The organism is Klebsiella sp. Q2, assembly GCF_009900705.1.
Lineage (GTDB): Bacteria > Pseudomonadota > Gammaproteobacteria > Enterobacterales > Enterobacteriaceae > Klebsiella > Klebsiella quasipneumoniae.
The window spans coordinates 672,382-692,368 of the sequence record NZ_JAAABE010000004.1; the positions used below are offsets into that span (position 1 = coordinate 672,382).

Sequence of the window (19,987 nt, forward strand, 5' to 3'; positions counted from 1 at the left end):
ACCCTGGTTATTGCAGGGTGAAACGCGCGGCCGCCGTTTGCCCTGCCTCATCCATCACCACCAGCTGCCACTCGCCGGGCTTATCCAGGGTTAGCGTGGTTCTCGCGCCGGCGGCATCTATCGGCTGGCCGTTGATAAACCACCAGCGCCGCCCTTCCCCACCGCTGGTTTGCAGGGGCAACATCACCCGCGCCTCGCCCGGCAGACGTTTAATCACCGCCCCCTCGCGGACCCCGGAGAGCACCAGCGGTGCGACATCCTGAGTTTGCAGCGGCGGACATGCCCTTGATGCCGGCCCCAGACGCGCGGCGCGACGCTCACCCGGCGGTAGCCAGGGCTCCAGCGGCAGCGGCCAAACCTCAACCACCGTTTCGCGCGCCCCGGGACAATCCGCCGCCACCCGTTCGCCGTGTTCATTACGCCACACCGGGAAGCGGATCCCGCGCACGCCCTCCTGCCCCGGCAGCAGCAGGGTCGGTGGCTGGATGTCTTCCAGCAGCCAGCTGGCCAGGCGACGACGGCAGTTGCTGTCGCCCGCCGGCAGCGCCTGGCCGCCGGGCCAGCAGAGCGTCCCGCGGCTGACCGTTGCCGGGCGCGGATCGACCGGCAGGCCGCCGCGGCTCATCGCCGGGCGGGCGAGCAGCAGATTATTGACCTGATTGAGCAACGGCACCGCGCTGGCGAAACCAAACTGCCCCACCACCGGCGTACCGTCCGGACGCCCGGTCCAGATGCCTATCAGATAACGCGCATTGAGACCCACCGCCCATGCATCGCGATACCCGTAGCTGGTGCCGGTCTTCCAGGCCAGCGGCACCACTTGCGGGAGTGAGGCATCGGGAACCGGTTGCGCTTCGCCGGCCAGGATGCGCCGGACGATCCACGCCGCCCCCGGGGATAGCAGCGCCCTTTCCACCAGCGGGTCTCCGGGCTTCATGCGCAGCCGCGCCGCCTTCCCGTGGCGGGCAAAGGCGCTGTATGCCGCGACGATATCTTCCAGCCTCGCCCCGGCGCCGCCGAGGATCAACGACAGATTTGGCTCGGCACCGGCGGGCAGCATCAGGGGCAACCCGGCATTGCGCAAATTCGCCGCGAAACGTTTGGGTCCGTAGGCTTCAAGCACCTGGACCGCCGGCAGATTCAGGGATCGCACCAGCGCCTCGCTGGCGCTCACCGGGCCGTGAAAGCCGCTGTCAAAGTTACCGGGGCGATAATCGCTAAAGCGCCGCGGCACATCCTGCAATAACGACGACGGATGAATCAGCCCCTCATCCATCGCCAGCGCATAAATGAAGGGTTTCAACACCGACCCCGGCGAACGGACCGCCGACGCCATATCAATGTGGCCAAAGCGGCTGTCGTCCGTAATATCCGCCGAACCCACCCAGCCGCGGACTTTCATATCCGTGTGATCGACCACGACCATCGCCAGCGAACTGCGCGGCGGCAGGCGCGATTTCCAGTTCAGCGCCAGATCCTCAAGCTGCCGCTGGAGTCCGGCATAGAGGGTCGTCACCACCTTTTCATCACCACTGCTCGCCAGCGCCCGACGGGCGAAGAGCGGCGCCAGCTGCGGCATCTGGCGCGGAAACAGCCACACCGGCTCCTCCATCGCCTCCTTTACCGCCTGCTCCGGCCAAACGCCCTGACTGACCATACGCGCAAGCACTTTATCGCGCGCCGCCTGGGCCCGCTGCGGCCAGCGGTCCGGACGTAAACGGCTAGGCGCCTGGGGAAGCACCGCCAGCAGCGCCGCCTCGCCGTAGCTAAGCCTGGCAGGCGGCTTCCCGAGATAGGCCCAGCTGGCCGCGCCGATACCCTGCAGGGTGCCGCCAAATGGCGCGCGGTTCAAATAGAGGGTCAGAATGTCGCTTTTTGACAGATGCCACTCCAGCTGCAGCGCACGCCACAGCTGGCGCAGCTTGCCGCCGAAAGTGCGGGGGTGGGGATCGAGCAGGCGCGCCACCTGCATGGTAATCGTGCTGCCGCCGGAAATGACCCGCCCGGAGGTAAGATCCTGCCAGGCGGCGCGCACTACAGCGAAGGGATTGACCCCCGGATGGCGCCAGAACCAGCGGTCTTCATACTGGATGAGCGCCTGAAGATAACGCGGCGACACGTCGGCGAGAGTGACCGGATAACGCCAGACGCCCTGCGCGTCGGCAAACCGCCACAGCGGCGTCCCGTCCTCCGCCACCACCACGCGGGCGGGCGTAACGTCCCGTAGCGGCAGCGGCCACAGGCGATCGGCCGCCAGCACCGCCAGCCACAGCAGAAAAATAAACGCCGCCAGCCCGCGCCAGCAGCGTTTTACCCGAGGCAATACGCGCATTTACGGCGTCACGGTGAGCGGGCCGCTGGCCGCTCCGGTCGCCCGCCACTGCGGCACATACATCGATTCCACCTGCGGCTGCGGGACCTGATAAGTGCCCGGCGTCACCGCTCGCGCCAGATAGACCAGCGTCACCGGCTGACCTTCATTGACCGCGACTGCGGCGACGAAGCGGTCATCGCGGAACTCGATATGCTGAATATCCGCCTGCTGCATCTGGTTAAGCAGGTTTTGCACCGCTTCGCCATTCTCCTGCAGGCTGGCGCTGCTGTTGGCCAAATTCTGGTTTTCCAGCTCCAGACCGGCTGGCAACAGATCAACCACCAGCGCGTCAGGCACGTTGCGTTTGGCGGTCACCTCCAGCTTGACGAGTACCAGTTCGCCGCTGCGCAGTGATGACAGCGATTTCTGCTGCCCCTGGGTATCGAAAATAGTTCGTTCAATCCCCAGGACGTTACCGCCCGGCTGCGGCGCGCTTTGCGGATAGCCGCTGCTGTCGAGGCGCAGCCACAGCGGCTGGCTGCCGGTGTTGCTCACCTGCAGTGCCGCCAGCCGATCGCCGTCGAGGTTGCGGGTTTGCGCTTTGTCGCCGGTCAGCGGCTCCGCCTGCAGCGAGGTTTGCGCCTGCCAGCTGCCCGGCAGGTCGGCCAGCGTCCGTCCGGCAAGGAACAGGGCGTTGGTTTCCTGGGTCGACAGCCAGCGCTGGCCATAGGCCTCTTCCGACAGCGTACTCAAAAGCTGATTTTGCACCTCCGGCAGCAGCTTATTCTCTTCCAGCAGCGCCAGCTTCAGGGCGTCATCGCGAAGCGGGCTACCGTAATCGCCCAGCCAGCGTTTCTCATCCTGACGCGGGGTGGCAACCGCCAGCTTCAGCGCGGCGTCGCCGCGCGGCGCATCACCCATGGTTTTCAGCGCGATGCCGAGCTGCAACAGCGGCAAGCCGGATCGCGCCTGGTCGTGACGGCTCCAGATTTCACGCAAGGCGCCGAGGGGGGCTTTTTGCTGACGCGCCAGCACCAGCGCGGCATAGGCCTGAGCGGCAAAGCGGCTGGCCTGGGCGTCGTCGCTGTAGCGTACGGTCATCAGCCCCGGCTCCTGCAGGTAGCGCAGCAGGCGTTCATTGCCTTTATTGATAGCGTTGACCGGCACGCTGTAACCCTGCTCGCCGGCGCGAACGAGGAAATCCATGGCGTAAGCGGTCAGCCAGTACTCTTCCGGCCCCTCTTTATCCCATAGCGCAAAGCCGCCGTTTTCCAGCTGCATCTGCAGCAGGCGCGAGATGCCGACATCGATTGCCGCGCGGCGTTTTTCGTCGCTATCGCCGCTGATGCCCAGCGCCTTTAGCTGCGCCGCGCTGGTATACAGGGACGGGAACAGACCGCTGGCGGTCTGCTCAAGGCAGCCGTAAGGATAGGCTTTCAGATCGCGGATATAACGCGCGAGATTCAGCGGCGGCTTGCCGCTGAGCAGCAGCTGGCCCTGCAGCGTCTGCGGGGCGAAACCTGCCGATTGTGCCGCTGGCGCCTGCCAGCTTTCGCCGGGCTGCAGCACGGCGCCGCTGTTGACGGTCTGCGCCGGGAACGCCGGACGAACGCCGATTTTCCACTGTTTCTGCAGCGGGGCGAAGGTTTCCCCCGGCAGGCTCAGGCCGCTGATCGTGGCGTTCACCTGGCCATCGCCGAAGCCCGCCAGCGCGCTCACCGGCACAAACAGCGTGCTGCGTGCCCCCGGCGCCAGCTGCACCGGCGGCAGTTGACCCTCGGTCAAGGACACCAGCCCGCTGGCGGCAAGATGCACCTGCAGGGTTTGCGGTTTATCGGTCAGGTTGCTGAGATCCAGCGCCAGACGCGTAGTGTCGCCGCTGGCGAGGAAGCGCGGAGTGTTCAGCTCGGCGATGACCGGGGCGGCCACCACCACTTTATCTTCGCTGCTGCCAAAGTCATTCGCCGTCCAGGCCTGAGCCATCACCCGCAGTTCGCCGTTAAAATCACCGATCGGCAGCGTCACCGTCCCTTCGCCCTGATCGTTCAGCACCACCGGCTGCGCTTGTTGGGCGATGATGGTCACATGGTTAACCGGCGGTTTACCGCCACGTTTTAACTCGTCGCCATCGCCGCCGAAGCGCAGGCTGGCCACACGTCCCTGTCCTTCAATGACCTGGCCGTAAATATCATAGATATCCGCCCCATAACGTTTCTGGCCAAAGAAGGCGTTCCACGGATCCGGGGTGGCGTAATCGGTAATATTCAGCACCCCGCTATCGACCGCCGAAAGCAGAACGTTCACCTGTTTCGGCGCCTCGCCCTCTTTGACGCTGGCTTTCACTTTCACCGTCAGCGGCTGGTTGGGGCGCATTTTATCCGGGGCCTCCAGCGCCAGCGTCAGGCGACGGTTTTCATCGCCCAGCGGCAGATGCAGCAGGCCCACCGCGCGTTTCGGCGTCGCCGAGCGGGATTTATCGCCAGGACGAACCACCAGTGTGCTGAGGTAGAGGTCGTGGCGATTCCAGGCTTTATCCACCGGGATCGACAGGTCCATCCCCTCGGCAGGTACGTCAATCTCCTGCCACCACAGCGGCCCTTCGCTGGATTCCACCATCGCGTAGCCTTTACCCGCCGCCGGGGCAGCAATGTGCAGCCTGATGGTGTCACCCGGCTTATAGCTCGGTTTATCCAGCTTCATGGTGACCCGGTCCGGGCGCGCTGCGCCGGTGCCTTCGCTGTTATCCTGCCAGCTGTAACCCGCCCAGAAGCGCACGCTGCTGACGACATCGTCCGGTCCTCTCACCTCCAGGCGATAGGAGCCCCACTCTACCGGAAAGCTCACTTTACCGATCTGGCCGGCCTGCAAATCCAGCGACTCCTCGCCCTCCTGCAGATCTTTTTGATCGAACTGCGACTGCCAGCCTTCGCTGTCGGACCAGTTCCAGTAATAATCGCGGCGCTCGCGGATCAGCCGTACCTGCAGGCCGGAAACGGCTTTTTTCTCGCCTTTGGCGTCGGCATAGACGATATCAAACGCGGCGTTGCTGTTTTCATCCACCACCGGCTGCTTCACCGTAGTGTCAGTGCGGTAGTCGTAAACGTCCTTCAGGGTAAATTGCGGGCGGATCCCCGGCAGCGCCTCGGCAGGCCAGATCGGCTGCATAACCGTACGGGTGACCGGACGCCCGCCGGACTCCAGCAGGCTCGCCTGCAACACCACCTGCAGCGGCGAATGGCTATCCTGCCACTGGCTTGAGGTCGTCACTTCACCATGGCCGTTTTCATCCAGCGTCAGCTGGACTTCATCAAGGCTGCGGGAGAGATTTTCTTCCGCGATATCGCCGAACTGGAAGCCCGGCAGAGCGGCGACGGCGTCGCGCAGCGGGCGCAGGAACAGTTTGCCCTGCAGCTGGTTGCCGCTGGCCGACGCGCCGTAGAGATAAGCGCCGCTGACGCCAAAGGCGACATCGGCATTCGGCGCGACAGGCGCCGCCTGCGGCGTCAGCTTCAGCGCCATGCGTTCCGGCATGAAGTCTTCGACGTGGAAATCCCATTCGCGGGGCTGATTGTCGCCAGTGCTGGCGCGAATGTGCCACATGCCGGTGGCCGCGCCGCTGTCGAGCGGATAAGTAAACTGGTACAGGCCGTTAACCGGCTTGCTCATCACCGAGCGGATCACCTGGCCATCCGGCTGGACCACCTCCAGCTTCACCGGCTGTTCCGCCAGCGGCTTGCCGTCGCTATCGCGCAACAGCGCATTGAGGATCACCGTTTCGCCCGGACGATAGAGATCCCGTGGGCCAAACATAAAGAACTGTTTACTGAAGCCAGGCGCGCCGGCAATGGAGAACTCCGCCAGATCCAACGCCGGCAGTTTGAGGTCAAGGAGCGTGGTCTGCCCCTCTTTGCGCGCCAGCAGCAGCGCGGCTTCTTTATCGGTTTGCAGGGTGACGTGACCCTGGCTATCGCTTTTCGCCTGCGCCAGGGTCTGCCCTTTGGCGTTGAGCAACTGGACGTCGATACCAGACTGGGCGGCGCCGTTTTCCAGGCTCTGGGTAAAGACGTCCAGCCGGTTATGGTAACGATGCGCCGACACGCCGATGTCACTAAGGGTAAACAGCGTCGCCGCGTTGCTGTAGCTATAATGACCCGCCGGGTTCATGACCGCCACGTAGACGCCAGGCTGCTGGAGCGGCTTGATGTCGCTCAGCGGCAGCAGCAGCTTTTCGCGGGTATTGCGCGCCGGATTGAGGTCAAAGCGGCCGCTGTATACCAGATCGGCCATCTTCAGCAGCTCGTCGGATTCCCAGTTGCTTAATGAATTGCGGTATTCCCACTGACTGACGAAGGCCGAGAGCGATTCCGGCTTAATGCGGAAGAAGTTCACGTCGACGTTATCGACGTTCAGCGCCATCACCGGTAGCCCGGCGATCACGTTGCCCGGCAGCAGCGAGCCGCGGCTGGCAAACCCAACGCTTGGCGCGATATCACGGGTGGTCAGAGTCTTCTCGAATGGTTTATCGAGCGTCGCCTTGTTCAGGGCGACCAGCGTCGGGTCGACCGAGACAATCAGCTCGCGCTTTGGCTCCAGGTGACGCAGACGCAGCTCTTTGAGGTTCGGCGCCAGCTCCCAGGCGCCATCTACCTTACCGCTCTTCTTATCTACCAGGTGTACGCTGCGGGAGAAATCCTGGTCCGGCTGCAGCGGCACGGAAAAGGTCAGCACCAGGGTCGCGGCGCCATCCAACTGCACCTCCGAGGCGTCGAGCAGCGTCAGCGCTTTGCCCTGACTTTTTTCCGCCAGCGCCGCCAGCTGGGCGCTGTCCGGTTTTGCCGCCGCGCCAGGGCCGCTATCGGCGGCCGGCGTCGGGGCCGAAGCCTGCGGTGCACCGCTGTCATCACACCCGGTTAATGAAAATGCGGTAAGGAGCGCCAGTGACAGCGCCGCTAAACGAAATGGTTTCATCCTTCTAACCCCTCGGCCGGTGGGCCTGATGCAAATTATCACTTTTTATTATGCGTTAAGGCGGCGCTTCTCAACAGTGATGACGCGGGTTTCTGCCGATTAATCAGAAAAGTGCCGTGACGTCGTCCCCACTCTGGCGTCCTTAACTTGTCAGCACCCGATAAAACGCCGACAATTCAGTCATGAATAGTAAAACGGAGGCACCTATGTCCACCTCGTTTTTTGTCGCCGCCGACTGGCTGGCGGAACATATTGATGACCCGGAGATCCAGATTATCGACGCCCGCATGGCGCCCGCCGGACAGGAGGCCCTGCGCGATATGGCCGCGGAGTACCGCGCCGGCCATGTGCCGAACGCGCTGTATTTCGATATCGAGGCGCTGTCCGATCACACCAGCCCGCTGCCGCATATGATGCCGCGCGCCGAGGCGTTTGCCGTCGCCATGCGCGAACTGGGCGTCTGCAGCGATAAGCACCTCGTGGTTTATGACGAAGGCAATCTGTTTTCCGCGCCTCGCGCCTGGTGGATGCTGCGCGCCTTTGGCGTGGAGAAGGTGTCGATTCTGGCCGGTGGACTGGAGGGCTGGCGCCGCGACGAACTGCCGCTGGAACAAGGGGTGCCGGAGGTGGCCGAAGGGGAATTCGACGTACGCTTCGATCCTCAGCAAATTAAGCGCCTGACCGACGTGCTGCTGGTCAGCCATGAAGGGTCGGCGCAGATTGTCGATGCGCGTCCGGCGGCCCGGTTTAACGGCCTGGCTGACGAACCGCGCCCGGGCCTGCGGCGCGGGCATATTCCCGGCGCGCTTAACGTGCCGTGGACGGATCTGGTGATTAACGGCGAGCTGAAGACCGTCGACGAGCTGAACGACATCTTTTTGCGTCAGGGCGTCGATTTTGACCGGCCCATTATCGCCAGCTGCGGCTCCGGCGTGACGGCGGCGGTGGTGGTGCTGGCGCTCACCACGCTTGGCGTGAACGGCGTCTGCCTGTACGACGGCTCATGGAGCGAATGGGGGGCGCGCAGCGATCTGCCGATTGAACCGGCTCCTGCCGCTCAGTAAACGCCGTATGGCCGCGGGCGCCCCGTTCCGCGGCCACTAAATAATTTCTGATTTTCCCCGCCTCTTTCTCCTGCCAGCCGCTAAACCGGTTACTCTGTGCTGCCGCAGGGCTTGCGCCTGCCGTGTTCGCTTTACTGCCGCCCACTATATAAGGAAATTGAATGATGGCTTTTTCATTACCGGATCTCATGGATGTCGTACACAAGCACAACCGCAATCCCACCCCAAAACCGATGTCCGTAGAGGAAGTGGATCGCCTGCGAGTACGGAAATACCGCGATCCGCAAAATAGCGAAACCGTGGCGCTTCCGGAAAGTTTGAAAGCGCTGCTGGCTTACGATTGCCAGCTGACAAGCCCCCACGGTCAACGGGTGCTGGAATCGGTTCTGGACGCCATTGATGAACATGGCGTCCTGCTTTCCGACTCGCTGGATGAAGATGCTTATTATATGAATGGCCTTGATATGATCGGGCTGGATATTGAAGAGCTGATGCCCGTCTGGAACGACGATCCGCGTCTTCCTGCCCTGATTCGCCTCTGCCATCCCGGAGATCAGCAGGTATTTATCTATGTCACCGAGCGTGATGAACAGGGTGAATATCCTGTCGTCCGCTTCGAGGGTAAAGAGAATGACCTTTGGCTGGCAGAATCGTCACTGATTGAATATCTGCAGGAGATTTTTGCCGGTGGAGAGGAGAGCCACGACGAATGGCAGCATCAGCAAGCCCTCAACCAGGCACGCGATGGCGCCTTGCTGGAGCTGGAATATCTTCATGAGGATCTTTACGCCAGGCTCGAAGGTTGCCCTGACTAATTCACCATCTCCCGCCGAAAGCGCGCTTAACGGGCGCCGTCGGGGCCAGCTCCAGGAGGGAGCGCTTAATCCCTAACCTGATGTCACCACAAGGAGTGAAAATGGCATTAGTCTCCAACCCACATTCTGCTTATTCCCCGCGCCTTCCCTGGCTGGGAGGCATCGCTGGCCTGCTGGTCGGCGGCGCGATCCTCTATTTTTGGCCGCAATGGAACCGAACATGGTTAAGCCTGGTTCCTGCGCCCGTTTCCGTCGATACCCGCTTTCTCGGCGTCACTTTGGCAGACGTCCCGCTGATCACGTATGGTCATCAGGCGCTGCTGGGTTTTCTGATGGTGCTGCTCGCGCCCGGTTATGGTAAATCGACGCTTGCCGCATGGATGATGCACAATCCGGCGTCAAGCCGCCGCTGGCCCGGCGAGGTACTCCGTGCCTGGGTGACGAAATTTGGCCTGCTGGTCATGGTCTTTTGCAATCTGTTCTTTTTGTCCCGGGTCGGATCCGGGACCCTGGCGTTATATATTTTTATTCTCCAGCACATCAGCGTTGCCGCGGCGGTGACATCAGGAGGGCTGCTGCTGCGTGACGCCCGACGTCTGGCCCGCACATTCGATGCTCAGCTGGCGGATCTGCGCCTTCTGATGCTCCTCACCCTCGGGTTCCAGACGATTTTGCCGGCGCAGATCGCGCTGATGAGCGCCCGGGGCGTGAATACGCCGCTGGGCTGGTATATTGTCAGCGCGCAGATGGTGGGGGTGTTACTGGCGTTTATGCTGGTCGCCGGGCTGGTAGCAGCGCTACGCTATCTGCTGGGAGAGGAAAGGTGCCGGGCCTGGCGCGGGGATATGGCGCTCTTCAACGGCATCGTCACGCTGTGCGTGGCGGGATTTCTGCTCTATCACATGGTGTCAGCCTATCCGCGAATCGTTGCCGCCCTGCATTAATCTTTACCAACCCGCTTTGGCATCGAGCTGAAAGTATAGCGAAACCGGGGGCTGGCGCCCCCGCTGTCAGATAATGCGGTTTTGTTTGAAATCGCGCAGGAAGCTGCCCCAGCGCTTTTCATAGAACGGCGTGATATGGGCAATCATAAAGTGGCTGATGCCCTTCTCGCCGTCTACCACCTGGCAAATATCGATCGGCTCATCGCCGGGCAGGGTATCGGTGGCCACGCTGCCGGTGGTCTGAATAATGGACTCGATATCCCCTTCCGCTTCAATGCCGATAAGCAGATTAGCAGGCGCGTCGGCGTGCTCTTTGATCGAGCACAGGAACGCCCGCTTGACGGTTTTCAGCGTTTTGAACAGCGTGGTCAGCGAATCCACCATCTGCGCCGGCGGCTCGGCGACTTCAGACAGCAGCAGCGCTTCGCCCCCCTCCAGCACCGTCTGGGTGCTGAGCGGGCTGCCCTCTTCCCCGAGCAGATGGCTGATTTCCCGCGGGGTGAATTCTTTACCGCTCGGCAGCTTCGGGTTGAGGAACAGCGATTCGCCGAGAGTCATCGCCATCAGCGTGCGGGCCGGCATCATCACGAAAGCCTGTTCGTCTTCCACCGCCTGCTGCAGAGCCTCCAGCGAAGTGAAGAACGGAATGACCGACGTGCCGTCATCTTTTTCCCAGTGCTGCAGATCCAGCGCGCTATCTTCGACAATCTGCTCGCCATCGGCTGCGCTGCCCGGTACCCAGACGGTGGCCTCAAGCAGCGCGCTGAAAAATGCCGGACGATGAGCGGGCTCGGTAGCCGCTTTTTCCAGCAGGGTTTCTAATTCGTTTTTGGTTTCGGACATAGTTTGGCTACTTCAAAAATCGCCCGGCGGCGCGACGTCCGCACGGGCCTGCGGATTTTCCAGGCCGGGTAAGCGTAGCGCTACCCGGCAAGGCCATTACTCAGCCGTCAGCAGATTGGCGATAGTACGTACGCCAAGCCCCGTCGCGCCCGCCGACCACTGCTCAACGGCCGATTTGCGGTAGGTTGCCGAACAGTCGATATGCAGCCAGCCCTGGTGGTAGTTTTCCACGAAGTGGGACAGGAAGCCCGCCGCGGTGCTGGCGCCGGCCGGATAGGCGGCGCTGCCGGTATTGTTCAGTTCCGCGAAGTTAGACGGCAGCTGATTACGGTGGAATTCGGCCAGCGGCAGACGCCAGAACGCTTCATTTTCCGCCTGGGCGCTCGCCAGCAGGCGATTCGCCAGCGCATCGTCAAAGCTGAACAGCGCGTGGTAGTCGTTGCCGAGGGCGGTTTTCGCCGCGCCGGTCAGGGTGGCGGCATCGACGATCAGCTCAGGCTTCTGCGCCGAAGCGTCAATCAGGCCATCCGCCAGCACCAGACGACCTTCGGCGTCGGTGTTCATCACTTCGACGGTTTTGCCGTTGCGATAATGAATAATATCGCCCAGTTTGAAAGCGTTGCCGCTGATCAGGTTGTCGGCGCAGCACAGATAGAGCTTCACGCGCTTATTCAGCCCGCGGGTAATGGCGAAAGCCAGAGCGCCGGTGACAGTCGCCGCGCCGCCCATATCAGACTTCATTGAATCCATAAAGGCGCTCTGTTTGATGCTGTAGCCGCCGGAATCAAAGGTGATGCCTTTACCTACCAGACAGGCGTATACCGGGGCTTCTTTATCGCCGGTCGGGTTATAGTCCAGCGCCAGCAGAACCGGCGGACGCTCGGAGCCGCGGCCGACGGTGTGCAGGCCGAGATAGCCCTGCTCACGCAGATCTTCGCCTTTGGTGATGCGATAGCTCATCTTTTCGCCCGCCACGCTGCACAGCAGGTCGACGGCGCGCTGCGCCAGCTGTTCCGGGCCCAGCTCTTCCGCCGGCGCATTGATGGTGTCGCGCACCCAGTCAATAATGGTCAGACGGTTATCCAGCTCGCTTTTCTGCACATCGTCCAGGGTCGGCCATTCAACTTTTCGGGTGCCTTTCGGGCCTTTATAGCCCGCCCAGAACGCCCACGCGCGGTCGGTGTTCCAGCCTTCGCCGCTTAACGCGACATGCTTGATGCCCATGCCGTCAATTTTACGCGCCGCGCGCTGAATCAAGCCCAGGTCGTCTTTACCGTTGAGATGCAGGGCAATGCCATCATTATTAATGCTGTAAGACGCCTTCTCTCCCCAGCGCGCATCGGCTGGCTGAGTGGAAAGCGTAATCTTCATGGCTTCGGTCATTATCATTATCCTTCTTAGCAAACGGGCCACCGTATGGCAGCCCGTAACGTTCTCTCGCTCGATGATTCATCCGACTTTATACCGCCGCATAAATCATGACGCGAAAATTATTCGGCTTCGTCTAACCAGACTAACAGAATCGCCTCGAGAATTTTTTCATTGGATGCGTTCGGATCATCATCAAACTCTTCCAGATCGCAAATCCACTGATGCATGTCGGTAAAGCGAACGGTTTTTGGGTCGAGGTCAGGGTAAGCGTCATACAGCGCTTCGCCGATTTCACGACTGTCGGTCCATTTCAGTGCCATATTAGTGCTCGCGTGCGTGGTTGATGGTGTAACGCGGGATCTCAACGACCAGATCTTCGTCGGTGACGCGCGCCTGGCAGCTCAGGCGGCTGTCAGGCTCCAGTCCCCAGGCTTTATCCAGCATATCGTCTTCATCTTCGGTACTTTCCGCCAGCGAGTCAAAGCCTTCACGCACGATGCAGTGGCAGGTGGTGCAGGCACAGGATTTTTCGCAAGCGTGTTCAATCTCGATGCCGCTACGCAGCGCCGCATCCAGAATAGTCTCACCGGTCTCAGCTTCCACAACGATGCCATCCGGACACAGGTCCTGGTGGGGCAGAAATACAATTTTTGGCATTTTAAACCTCGTCCACGGATTGGCCTTTCAGCGCGATACGGACCGACTGATCCATACGGCGGGCGGCGAATTCCTGGGTTTGTGTGTCGATATTTTTAATCGCTTCTTTAATGGCGTCGGCGTCGTCGCCTGCCGCGGCGGCGCGTACCTGCTCCGCAGCAGCATCGATAGCCTGACGCTCCGCGGCGCTTAACAGCGCGGCGTCGGCGGCCAGCGCGCTTGTCAGGCTTTCCAGGACGCGTGCGGCTTCTACTTTCTGTTCAGCCAGCATGCGCGCCTGAATATCCTGTTCGGCGTAGCTCATCGAATCTTTAATCATGGTGGCGATTTCGCCATCGGTCAGACCGTAAGACGGTTTCACCTGAATAGAGGCTTCCACGCCGGTCGATTTTTCCATCGCCGTGACGCTCAGCAGGCCATCGGCATCCACCTGGAAGGTGACGCGAATATGCGCCCCGCCCGCCGGCAGCGCCGGGATACCGCGCAGCGCAAAGCGCGCCAGCGAACGGCAATCCTGCACCAGCTCACGCTCGCCCTGCATCACATGAATGGACATCGCCGTCTGGCCATCTTTGAAGGTGGTGAACTCCTGGGCGCGGGCCACCGGAATGGTGGTATTACGCGGGATCACTTTCTCCACCAGACCGCCCATGGTTTCCAGCCCTAACGACAGCGGGATAACGTCGAGCAGCAGCAGTTCGCTGTCCGGCTTGTTGCCGACCAGAATATCGGCCTGGATCGCCGCGCCAATGGCGACGACTTTGTCCGGGTCAATGGCGGTCAGCGGAGTGCGGCCGAAGAATTCGCCTACGCGCTCGCGCACCAGCGGCACGCGGGTCGAACCGCCGACCATCACCACTTCCAGCACCTCTTGCGCCTCAACGCCAGCGTCTTTCAACGCCCGGCGGCAGGCCATTAACGTGCGTTTTACCAGCGGGGCGATCAGATCGTTAAACTGGCTGCGAGTGATATCGCCCTGCCAGCCGCCGACCTCAACGTGCGCCACCTCGGCATCGCTAAGGGCAATTTTCGCCGCGATGGCGGCATCCAGCAGCTCACGCTGCAGGCGGTTGTCGCTACGGTCGCTGAAGCCTGCCTGCTCGCGCAGGTAGTCCGCCAGCAGATGATCGAAATCATCGCCGCCGAGAGCGGAATCGCCGCCGGTAGCCAGCACTTCAAACACCCCGCGGCTTAAGCGCAGAATAGAGATATCGAAGGTGCCGCCGCCGAGATCGTAGACCGCAATCACCCCTTCCTGGCCGGAATCAAGGCCATAGGCGATAGCCGCCGCGGTCGGTTCATTAAGCAGGCGCAGCACGTGCAGACCCGCCAGACGCGCCGCGTCTTTGGTCCCCTGACGCTGGGCGTCATCAAAATAAGCGGGAACGGTGATCACCACGCCGTCGAGCTCGCCGGCCAGCGCTTCAGTGGCCCGGGCAGCCAGCGCTTTCAGAATATCGGCGGAGACGCGAATCGGGTTCAGCAGGCCGCCGGCGGTCTGGATCATCGGCAGGCCGTTTTCACTGGCCTGCAGCTGATACGGCAGATGCGGATAGCGATGTTGGATATCGGCGAGGGAGCGCCCCATCATCCGTTTCACGGAGCTGATGGTGTTGGCGGGATCCTGGGCGGCGTTCAGCCGGGCGTCATAGCCGACGGTCAGCCCCGATGCGTGGTAGTTCACCACCGACGGCAGCAGATAGCGGCCTTGATGATCGGGCAGAGTCTCGGCCTGGCCGCTACGCACGGTAGCCACCAGAGAATTGGTGGTGCCCAGGTCGATACCGGCCGCCAGACGACGCTGGTGCGGCGCGGCGCTCAGGCCGGGCTCACTAATTTGTAATAAGGCCATAATTGCTTCCGAAAATTAAAAATCGAGCAGTTTTTCTTCGAGTTCTTCAGCACTGCTGCGCAGTTTATCGAGGAAACGGAGCTTACGCACCGTGTCCGCCGCCGCCTCCCAGCTCTCATTATGCAATTGGTCAACCATCAGCTGATGGCGGGTATCAAACAGCGCTTTCACTCGTTTGATAAAGCTTTCCAGCCGCGCTTCGTCTTTCGCCTGGCCGATCTCATCCAACTCTTCGCGCAGTTCCAGCTGTTCCATCAGGAACGCGGTATCGCGAACGGTATGCTGCTCGCTGGCCAGATCGAAGCCATGCAGCGAGAGGAGGTATTCTGCGCGGGTCAGGGGATGGCGCAGCGTCTGCCAGGCCTGGTTAATGGTGGCGGAATACTGAACCGCCGCAAGCTGCTCCGCAGCGGGCGCGCTGGCAAATTTATCCGGATGGTACTGGCGCTGCAGATCCTGATACCGGACAGCCAGTTGTTCAAGCGAGAGGGTATAGCTGGCTGGTAACCCGAAGAGGGTGAAATAGTCCATAGTAACCTCAGGGTCATGCATCTAAACGAAAACCCCACGCGCGGCGTGACCGCGGTGGGGTTGGGGTGTACCGATTATACGTTAAAGCTTTCGCCGCAGCCGCACTCATCTTTGACGTTCGGGTTGGTGAACTTAAACCCTTCGTTAAGGCCTTCTTTGACGAAGTCCAGCTGCGTGCCGTCGAGGAATTGCAGACTTTTGCCGTCGATCACGACCTTCACGCCTTTGTCTTCAAACACGGTGTCTTCAGCCGCCGGCTCGTCAACAAACTCCAGTACATAGGCCATACCTGAGCAGCCGGAGGTTCTCACGCCCAGGCGCAGGCCAAACCCTTTTCCGCGGTTTGCCAGGAAGGCATTGACTCGCGCTGCTGCACTGTCGCTAAGAGTAATCGACATAACAAAACCTCAACTAATTATTTTGCTTCACGTTTGCTTTTGTAATCCGCAATCGCGGCTTTAATCGCGTCTTCCGCCAGAATAGAGCAGTGAATTTTCACCGGCGGCAGTTCCAGTTCATCGGCGATATCGGTGTTCTTGATCGCCTGCGCTTCGTCCAGGGATTTACCCTTCACCCACTCGGTGACCAGGGAGCTGGAAGCGATAGCGGAACCACAACCGTAGGTCTTGAAGCGCGCGTCTTCAATGATACCTTCATTGTTGACTTTAATCTGCAACTTCATCACGTCGCCGCAGGCCGGCGCGCCGACCATGCCGCTGCCGACGTTCTCGTCGCTGTTGTCAAAAGAGCCGACGTTGCGCGGGTTCTCGTAATGATCGATAACTTTTTCGCTGTATGCCATGATGAATTCTCCTTATTGGTGCCGAATTAGTGATGTGACCATTCAATACTGTTCAGATCCACGCCCTGTTTGAACATTTCCCACAGTGGAGAAAGCTCGCGCAGACGGCCAATGGATTTACGAATCAGGTTGATGGCGTAGTCAATCTCTTCTTCGGTAGTGAAACGACCTAAAGAGAAACGAATAGAACTGTGCGCCAGTTCATCAGTCATGCCTAACGCGCGCAGCACGTAGGATGGCTCAAGGCTCGCGGAAGTACAGGCTGAACCGGAGGAAACCGCCAGGTCTTTCAGCGCCATAATCAGCGACTCGCCTTCAACATAGTTGAAGCTGACGTTAAGAATGTTCGGCGCGCCCTGCTCAAGGTCGCCGTTGAGGTACACTTCTTCCATATCCTTCACGCCGTTCCACAGACGGTTGCGCAGCGTGCGCAGACGCGCCATCTCGCTTTCCATCTCTTCTTTGGCGATACGGTAAGCTTCACCCATGCCGACGATCTGGTGAACAGGCAGAGTACCGGAACGCATACCGCGCTCGTGGCCGCCGCCGTGGATTTGCGCTTCGATACGAATGCGCGGCTTACGACGCACGTATAGCGCGCCGATGCCTTTCGGACCGTAGATTTTGTGACCGGAGAAGGACATCAGGTCCACTTTCAGCTGGCTGAGATCGATAGGCAGCTTGCCCACGCTCTGGGTGGCGTCTACGTGGTAAATGATACCGCGGGCGCGACACATCTCGCCGATGGTAGCGATATCCTGCACCACGCCGATTTCGTTATTCACATGCATGATGGAAACCAGGATGGTATCGTCACGCATCGCCGCTTCCAGCTCTTTCAGATCGATAATCCCGTTGCTCTGCGGCGCCAGGTAGGTCACTTCGAAGCCTTCGCGCTCCAGCTGACGGCAGGTATCCAGAACCGCTTTATGCTCGGTTTTGCTGGTGATGATGTGCTTGCCTTTTTTCTGATAAAAGTTGGCAGCACCCTTGATCGCCAGGTTGTCGGATTCAGTCGCACCAGAGGTAAAGACGATTTCGCGCGGGTCGGCACCGACCAGCTCGGCAATCTGATTGCGGGCGATATCAACCGCCTCTTCAGCCTGCCAGCCAAAACGGTGGGAACGAGAGGCCGGGTTACCAAAGGTCCCGTCCATGGTCAGGAACTGCATCATTTTCTCGGCAACACGCGGGTCCACCGGCGTGGTTGCGGAGTAATCGAGGTAAATCGGTAATTTCATTGCTCTTAAACTCCGTACATCACTCAATGCAAGGAATCAGGCAACCGGCTTGATGTACGACCGAGTACACGGAATGTCGGAGCATCCCGGCCTGATTCTGAAAGCTCTTTATAATCGTTGTCCCGCCGTTTCGCGCTGCCTCGCCCTGTCAGCCGCAGCCCGAAACGGGACGGGTCACTCAGGCGCGCAGTTTAACGTCGATCGCGTCCTGGGTGCGCGCATTGCGCTGGGTTTCGTGCTGATGCTGACGACCGGAAACATCGAGGATCTCCTGGTTATTCACCAGTTCTCCGAGGGTGATATTGTTCAGGAAGCCGGTCAGACGCTCGCTCAGATCGCGCCACAGCGCGTGAGTCAGGCATTTATCGCCGCCCTGACAGCCGCCCTTGCCCTGGCAACGGGTGGCATCAACGGATTCGTCCACGGCGCTGATGACTTCGCCGACGGCGATACTGCCGGCATCTTTACCTAACAGATAACCACCGCCTGGGCCACGAACGCTGGAAACCAGGCCATTTTTACGCAGGCGAGAGAACAGCTGTTCCAGATAGGAAAGCGAAATTCCCTGACGCTCTGAAATATCTGCCAACGGCACCGGGCCCGTTTCAGAGTTGAGCGCAACGTCAAGCATCGCGGTCACGGCATAACGCCCTTTAGATGTCAGTCTCATGTCTTACTTAACCTCAAACTCGCCCCTGGCCGGGCTTTTTATTAATATGGGTATTGCATAGCAGGGCCAAGTCTGACATTCCCGAGTAATTTGGTCAACTATTTACTTGACTGTTTTAGTCAGGTATTTGGCTTTCCGTGCCGTTATTAATTTCGAGCCGCTCCCGGGGTCGGCCAAAGGCCTCGCCCGGGCTACAACAGAGATGTAGATTCGTAGGCCGGATAAGCGAAGCGCCATCCGGCGTTAACGCTCTTACTTACCTTTATTCTGCTGCTCAATAGACGCCAGCATGCCGCGCAGGATGTTCAGCTCCTGGCTTTCCGGACGTGCGCGGGTGAACAGACGACGCAGCTTGTTCATCACCTGCCCCGGATGATTCGGGCGGATAAAGCCCGTCGCCAGCAGCGTCTGCTCAAGATGGTCGTAGAATCGCTCCAGATCGTCCACCAGCGGGTACGGCGCCTCTTCATGTTCAACCGCCGGCTGCGCTTGCTCCTGCGCCGCCAGCCAGGCCATCCGCACTTCATAGGCGATAACCTGCACCGCCATCGCCAGGTTCAGCGAGCTGTACTCCGGGTTGGCGGCGATGGCCACATGGTAGTGACACTTCTGCAGTTCATCGTTAGTCAGGCCAACGCGCTCGCGGCCAAACACCAGCGCCACCGGCGCATGCTGGCCTTCGGCGATGCTTTTCAGACCGCATTCGCGCGGGTCGAGCATCGGCCACGGCAGCGTGCGGGAGCGCGCGCTGGTGCCAACCACCAGGCTACAGCCCGCCAGCGCTTCATCAAGGGTATCGACGATCTGCGCGTTGCCAATGACGTCGCTGGCACCCGCGGCCAGCGCAATGGCCTGGGAATCAGGCTTCACCAGCGGATTGACCAGCCACAGGTTGGTTAAGCCCATGGTTTTCATCGCGCGGGCAACGGAGCCCATATTGCCGGTGTGGGAAGTTTCTACCAGTACGATTCGAATATTTTGCAGCATTATGGTTCTTCGGCTAAAGATTATTCGGGCATGCTACCATAAAACGGAGACATAAGCAGATTTCGCTGTTATTATATGCGCCGTTTTTTCCCGTTCTTTAACATCCAGTGAGAGAGACCGATGCATCCGATGCTGAACATCGCCGTGCGCGCCGCGCGCAAGGCGGGTAATTTAATTGCCAAACACTACGAAACGCCAGACACCGTAGAAACCAGCCAGAAAGGCAGCAATGATTTTGTGACCAACGTCGATAAAGCCGCCGAAGCGATTATTATCGAAACCATTCGCAAATCTTACCCGCAGCACACCATTATCACCGAAGAAAGCGGTGAACACGCTGGTGAAGAGCAGGATGTTCAATGGGTTATCGATCCACTGGATGGCACCACCAACTTCGTTAAACGTCTGCCGCACTTCTCTGTTTCCATCGCCGTACGCATCAAAGGCCGTACTGAAGTCGCGGTGGTTTACGATCCGATGCGTAACGAACTGTTCACCGCGACCCGCGGCCAGGGCGCGCAGCTGAACGGCTACCGTCTGCGCGGCAGCAACGCTCGCGACCTCGACGGCACCATCATCGCGACCGGCTTCCCGTTCAAGGCGAAGCAGCACGCCACCACTTACATGAATATTCTCGGCAACATGTTCACCGAATGCGCCGATTTCCGCCGTACCGGCTCCGCCGCACTGGATCTGGCCTACGTTGCCGCCGGCCGCGTTGACGGTTACTTTGAAATCGCCCTGAAACCATGGGATTTCGCCGCAGGCGAGCTGATCGCTCGTGAAGCAGGCGCTATCGTGTGTGACTTCACCGGCGGTCATAACTATATGCTGACGGGCAACATCGTTGCCGGTAACCCGCGCGTGGTAAAAGCGATGCTGGCGAACATGCGCGAGCAGCTGAGCGATGCGCTGAAGCGTTAATCTC

General features: G+C 60.3%; 17 protein-coding genes. 4 read left to right on the forward strand and 13 right to left on the reverse strand.

Going from position 1 to position 19,987, the window contains the following annotated elements:
• Positions 1 to 7 precede the first annotated feature (7 nt).
• Together pbpC and GT756_RS18640 are read right to left on the reverse strand one after the other, a co-directional pair.
• Positions 8 to 2,332, reverse strand: coding sequence for a peptidoglycan glycosyltransferase PbpC (gene pbpC / locus GT756_RS18635; RefSeq protein ID WP_160124991.1), 2,325 nt, complete (start codon positions 2,330 to 2,332; stop codon positions 8 to 10).
• Positions 2,333 to 7,282, reverse strand: coding sequence for an alpha-2-macroglobulin (locus GT756_RS18640; protein WP_160124992.1), 4,950 nt, complete (start codon positions 7,280 to 7,282; stop codon positions 2,333 to 2,335). It abuts the gene before it with no gap.
• 206 nt (positions 7,283 to 7,488) lie between these two features.
• On the opposite strand from GT756_RS18640, the gene sseA reads away from it, so the two are divergent.
• The 3 genes from sseA (at position 7,489) to GT756_RS18655 (ending at position 10,105) form a co-directional block, all read left to right on the forward strand.
• Positions 7,489 to 8,346: a 3-mercaptopyruvate sulfurtransferase gene (gene sseA / locus GT756_RS18645; RefSeq protein WP_160124993.1), complete on the forward strand. Its 858-nt coding sequence runs from the start codon at positions 7,489 to 7,491 to the stop codon at positions 8,344 to 8,346.
• Positions 8,347 to 8,510: 164 nt separating this feature from the next.
• On the forward strand, positions 8,511 to 9,161 hold the full coding sequence (locus GT756_RS18650; protein WP_160125002.1) for a DUF5066 family protein: 651 nt from the start codon (positions 8,511 to 8,513) through the stop codon (positions 9,159 to 9,161).
• A gap of 101 nt (positions 9,162 to 9,262) precedes the next feature.
• A complete protein-coding gene (locus tag GT756_RS18655) occupies positions 9,263 to 10,105 on the forward strand; it encodes a hypothetical protein (RefSeq protein ID WP_160124994.1) in 843 nt (280 codons plus the stop codon).
• 66 nt (positions 10,106 to 10,171) lie between these two features.
• Here GT756_RS18655 and sseB read toward each other — a convergent pair whose 3' ends face one another.
• The 11 genes from sseB to trmJ form a co-directional block, all read right to left on the reverse strand.
• Entirely contained in the window at positions 10,172 to 10,948 is a 777-nt protein-coding gene (gene sseB, locus GT756_RS18660; protein WP_004201877.1) for an enhanced serine sensitivity protein SseB, read from the reverse strand.
• 96 nt (positions 10,949 to 11,044) lie between these two features.
• Positions 11,045 to 12,331, reverse strand: coding sequence for an aminopeptidase PepB (gene pepB, locus GT756_RS18665; RefSeq protein WP_004201874.1), 1,287 nt, complete (start codon positions 12,329 to 12,331; stop codon positions 11,045 to 11,047).
• A gap of 107 nt (positions 12,332 to 12,438) precedes the next feature.
• Positions 12,439 to 12,639, reverse strand: coding sequence for a Fe-S cluster assembly protein IscX (gene iscX, locus GT756_RS18670; protein WP_002913954.1), 201 nt, complete (start codon positions 12,637 to 12,639; stop codon positions 12,439 to 12,441).
• Position 12,640: 1 nt separating this feature from the next.
• Positions 12,641 to 12,976: an ISC system 2Fe-2S type ferredoxin gene (gene fdx / locus GT756_RS18675; RefSeq protein WP_004201872.1), complete on the reverse strand. Its 336-nt coding sequence runs from the start codon at positions 12,974 to 12,976 to the stop codon at positions 12,641 to 12,643.
• Position 12,977: 1 nt separating this feature from the next.
• The gene (gene hscA / locus GT756_RS18680; RefSeq protein WP_004201870.1) at positions 12,978 to 14,828 is read right to left on the reverse strand and encodes a Fe-S protein assembly chaperone HscA; all 1,851 of its coding nucleotides are present in this window, start codon (positions 14,826 to 14,828) and stop codon (positions 12,978 to 12,980) included.
• 15 nt (positions 14,829 to 14,843) lie between these two features.
• Positions 14,844 to 15,359, reverse strand: coding sequence for a co-chaperone HscB (gene hscB, locus GT756_RS18685; RefSeq protein ID WP_004201868.1), 516 nt, complete (start codon positions 15,357 to 15,359; stop codon positions 14,844 to 14,846).
• 74 nt (positions 15,360 to 15,433) lie between these two features.
• Positions 15,434 to 15,757 carry an iron-sulfur cluster assembly protein IscA gene (gene iscA, locus GT756_RS18690; RefSeq protein ID WP_002913979.1) on the reverse strand — a complete coding sequence of 108 codons (324 nt, stop codon included), beginning with the start codon at positions 15,755 to 15,757 and terminating at the stop codon, positions 15,434 to 15,436.
• Between the two features lie 17 nt (positions 15,758 to 15,774).
• Entirely contained in the window at positions 15,775 to 16,161 is a 387-nt protein-coding gene (iscU, locus tag GT756_RS18695) for a Fe-S cluster assembly scaffold IscU (protein WP_002913991.1), read from the reverse strand.
• Between the two features lie 26 nt (positions 16,162 to 16,187).
• Entirely contained in the window at positions 16,188 to 17,402 is a 1,215-nt protein-coding gene (gene iscS / locus GT756_RS18700) for a cysteine desulfurase (RefSeq protein WP_017900428.1), read from the reverse strand.
• Between the two features lie 178 nt (positions 17,403 to 17,580).
• Positions 17,581 to 18,072 (reverse strand): Fe-S cluster assembly transcriptional regulator IscR, encoded by a 492-nt coding sequence (gene iscR, locus GT756_RS18705; protein ID WP_002913993.1) that lies wholly within the window; start codon positions 18,070 to 18,072, stop codon positions 17,581 to 17,583.
• 252 nt (positions 18,073 to 18,324) lie between these two features.
• Positions 18,325 to 19,059 (reverse strand): tRNA (cytosine(32)/uridine(32)-2'-O)-methyltransferase TrmJ, encoded by a 735-nt coding sequence (trmJ, locus tag GT756_RS18710; protein ID WP_017900427.1) that lies wholly within the window; start codon positions 19,057 to 19,059, stop codon positions 18,325 to 18,327.
• A 120-nt stretch (positions 19,060 to 19,179) separates the two neighbouring features.
• Here trmJ and suhB point away from each other — a divergent pair, with 120 nt between their 5' ends.
• Positions 19,180 to 19,983, forward strand: a complete 804-nt coding sequence (gene suhB, locus GT756_RS18715) for an inositol-1-monophosphatase (protein WP_002913995.1) — start codon at positions 19,180 to 19,182, stop codon at positions 19,981 to 19,983.
• Positions 19,984 to 19,987 lie beyond the last annotated feature (4 nt).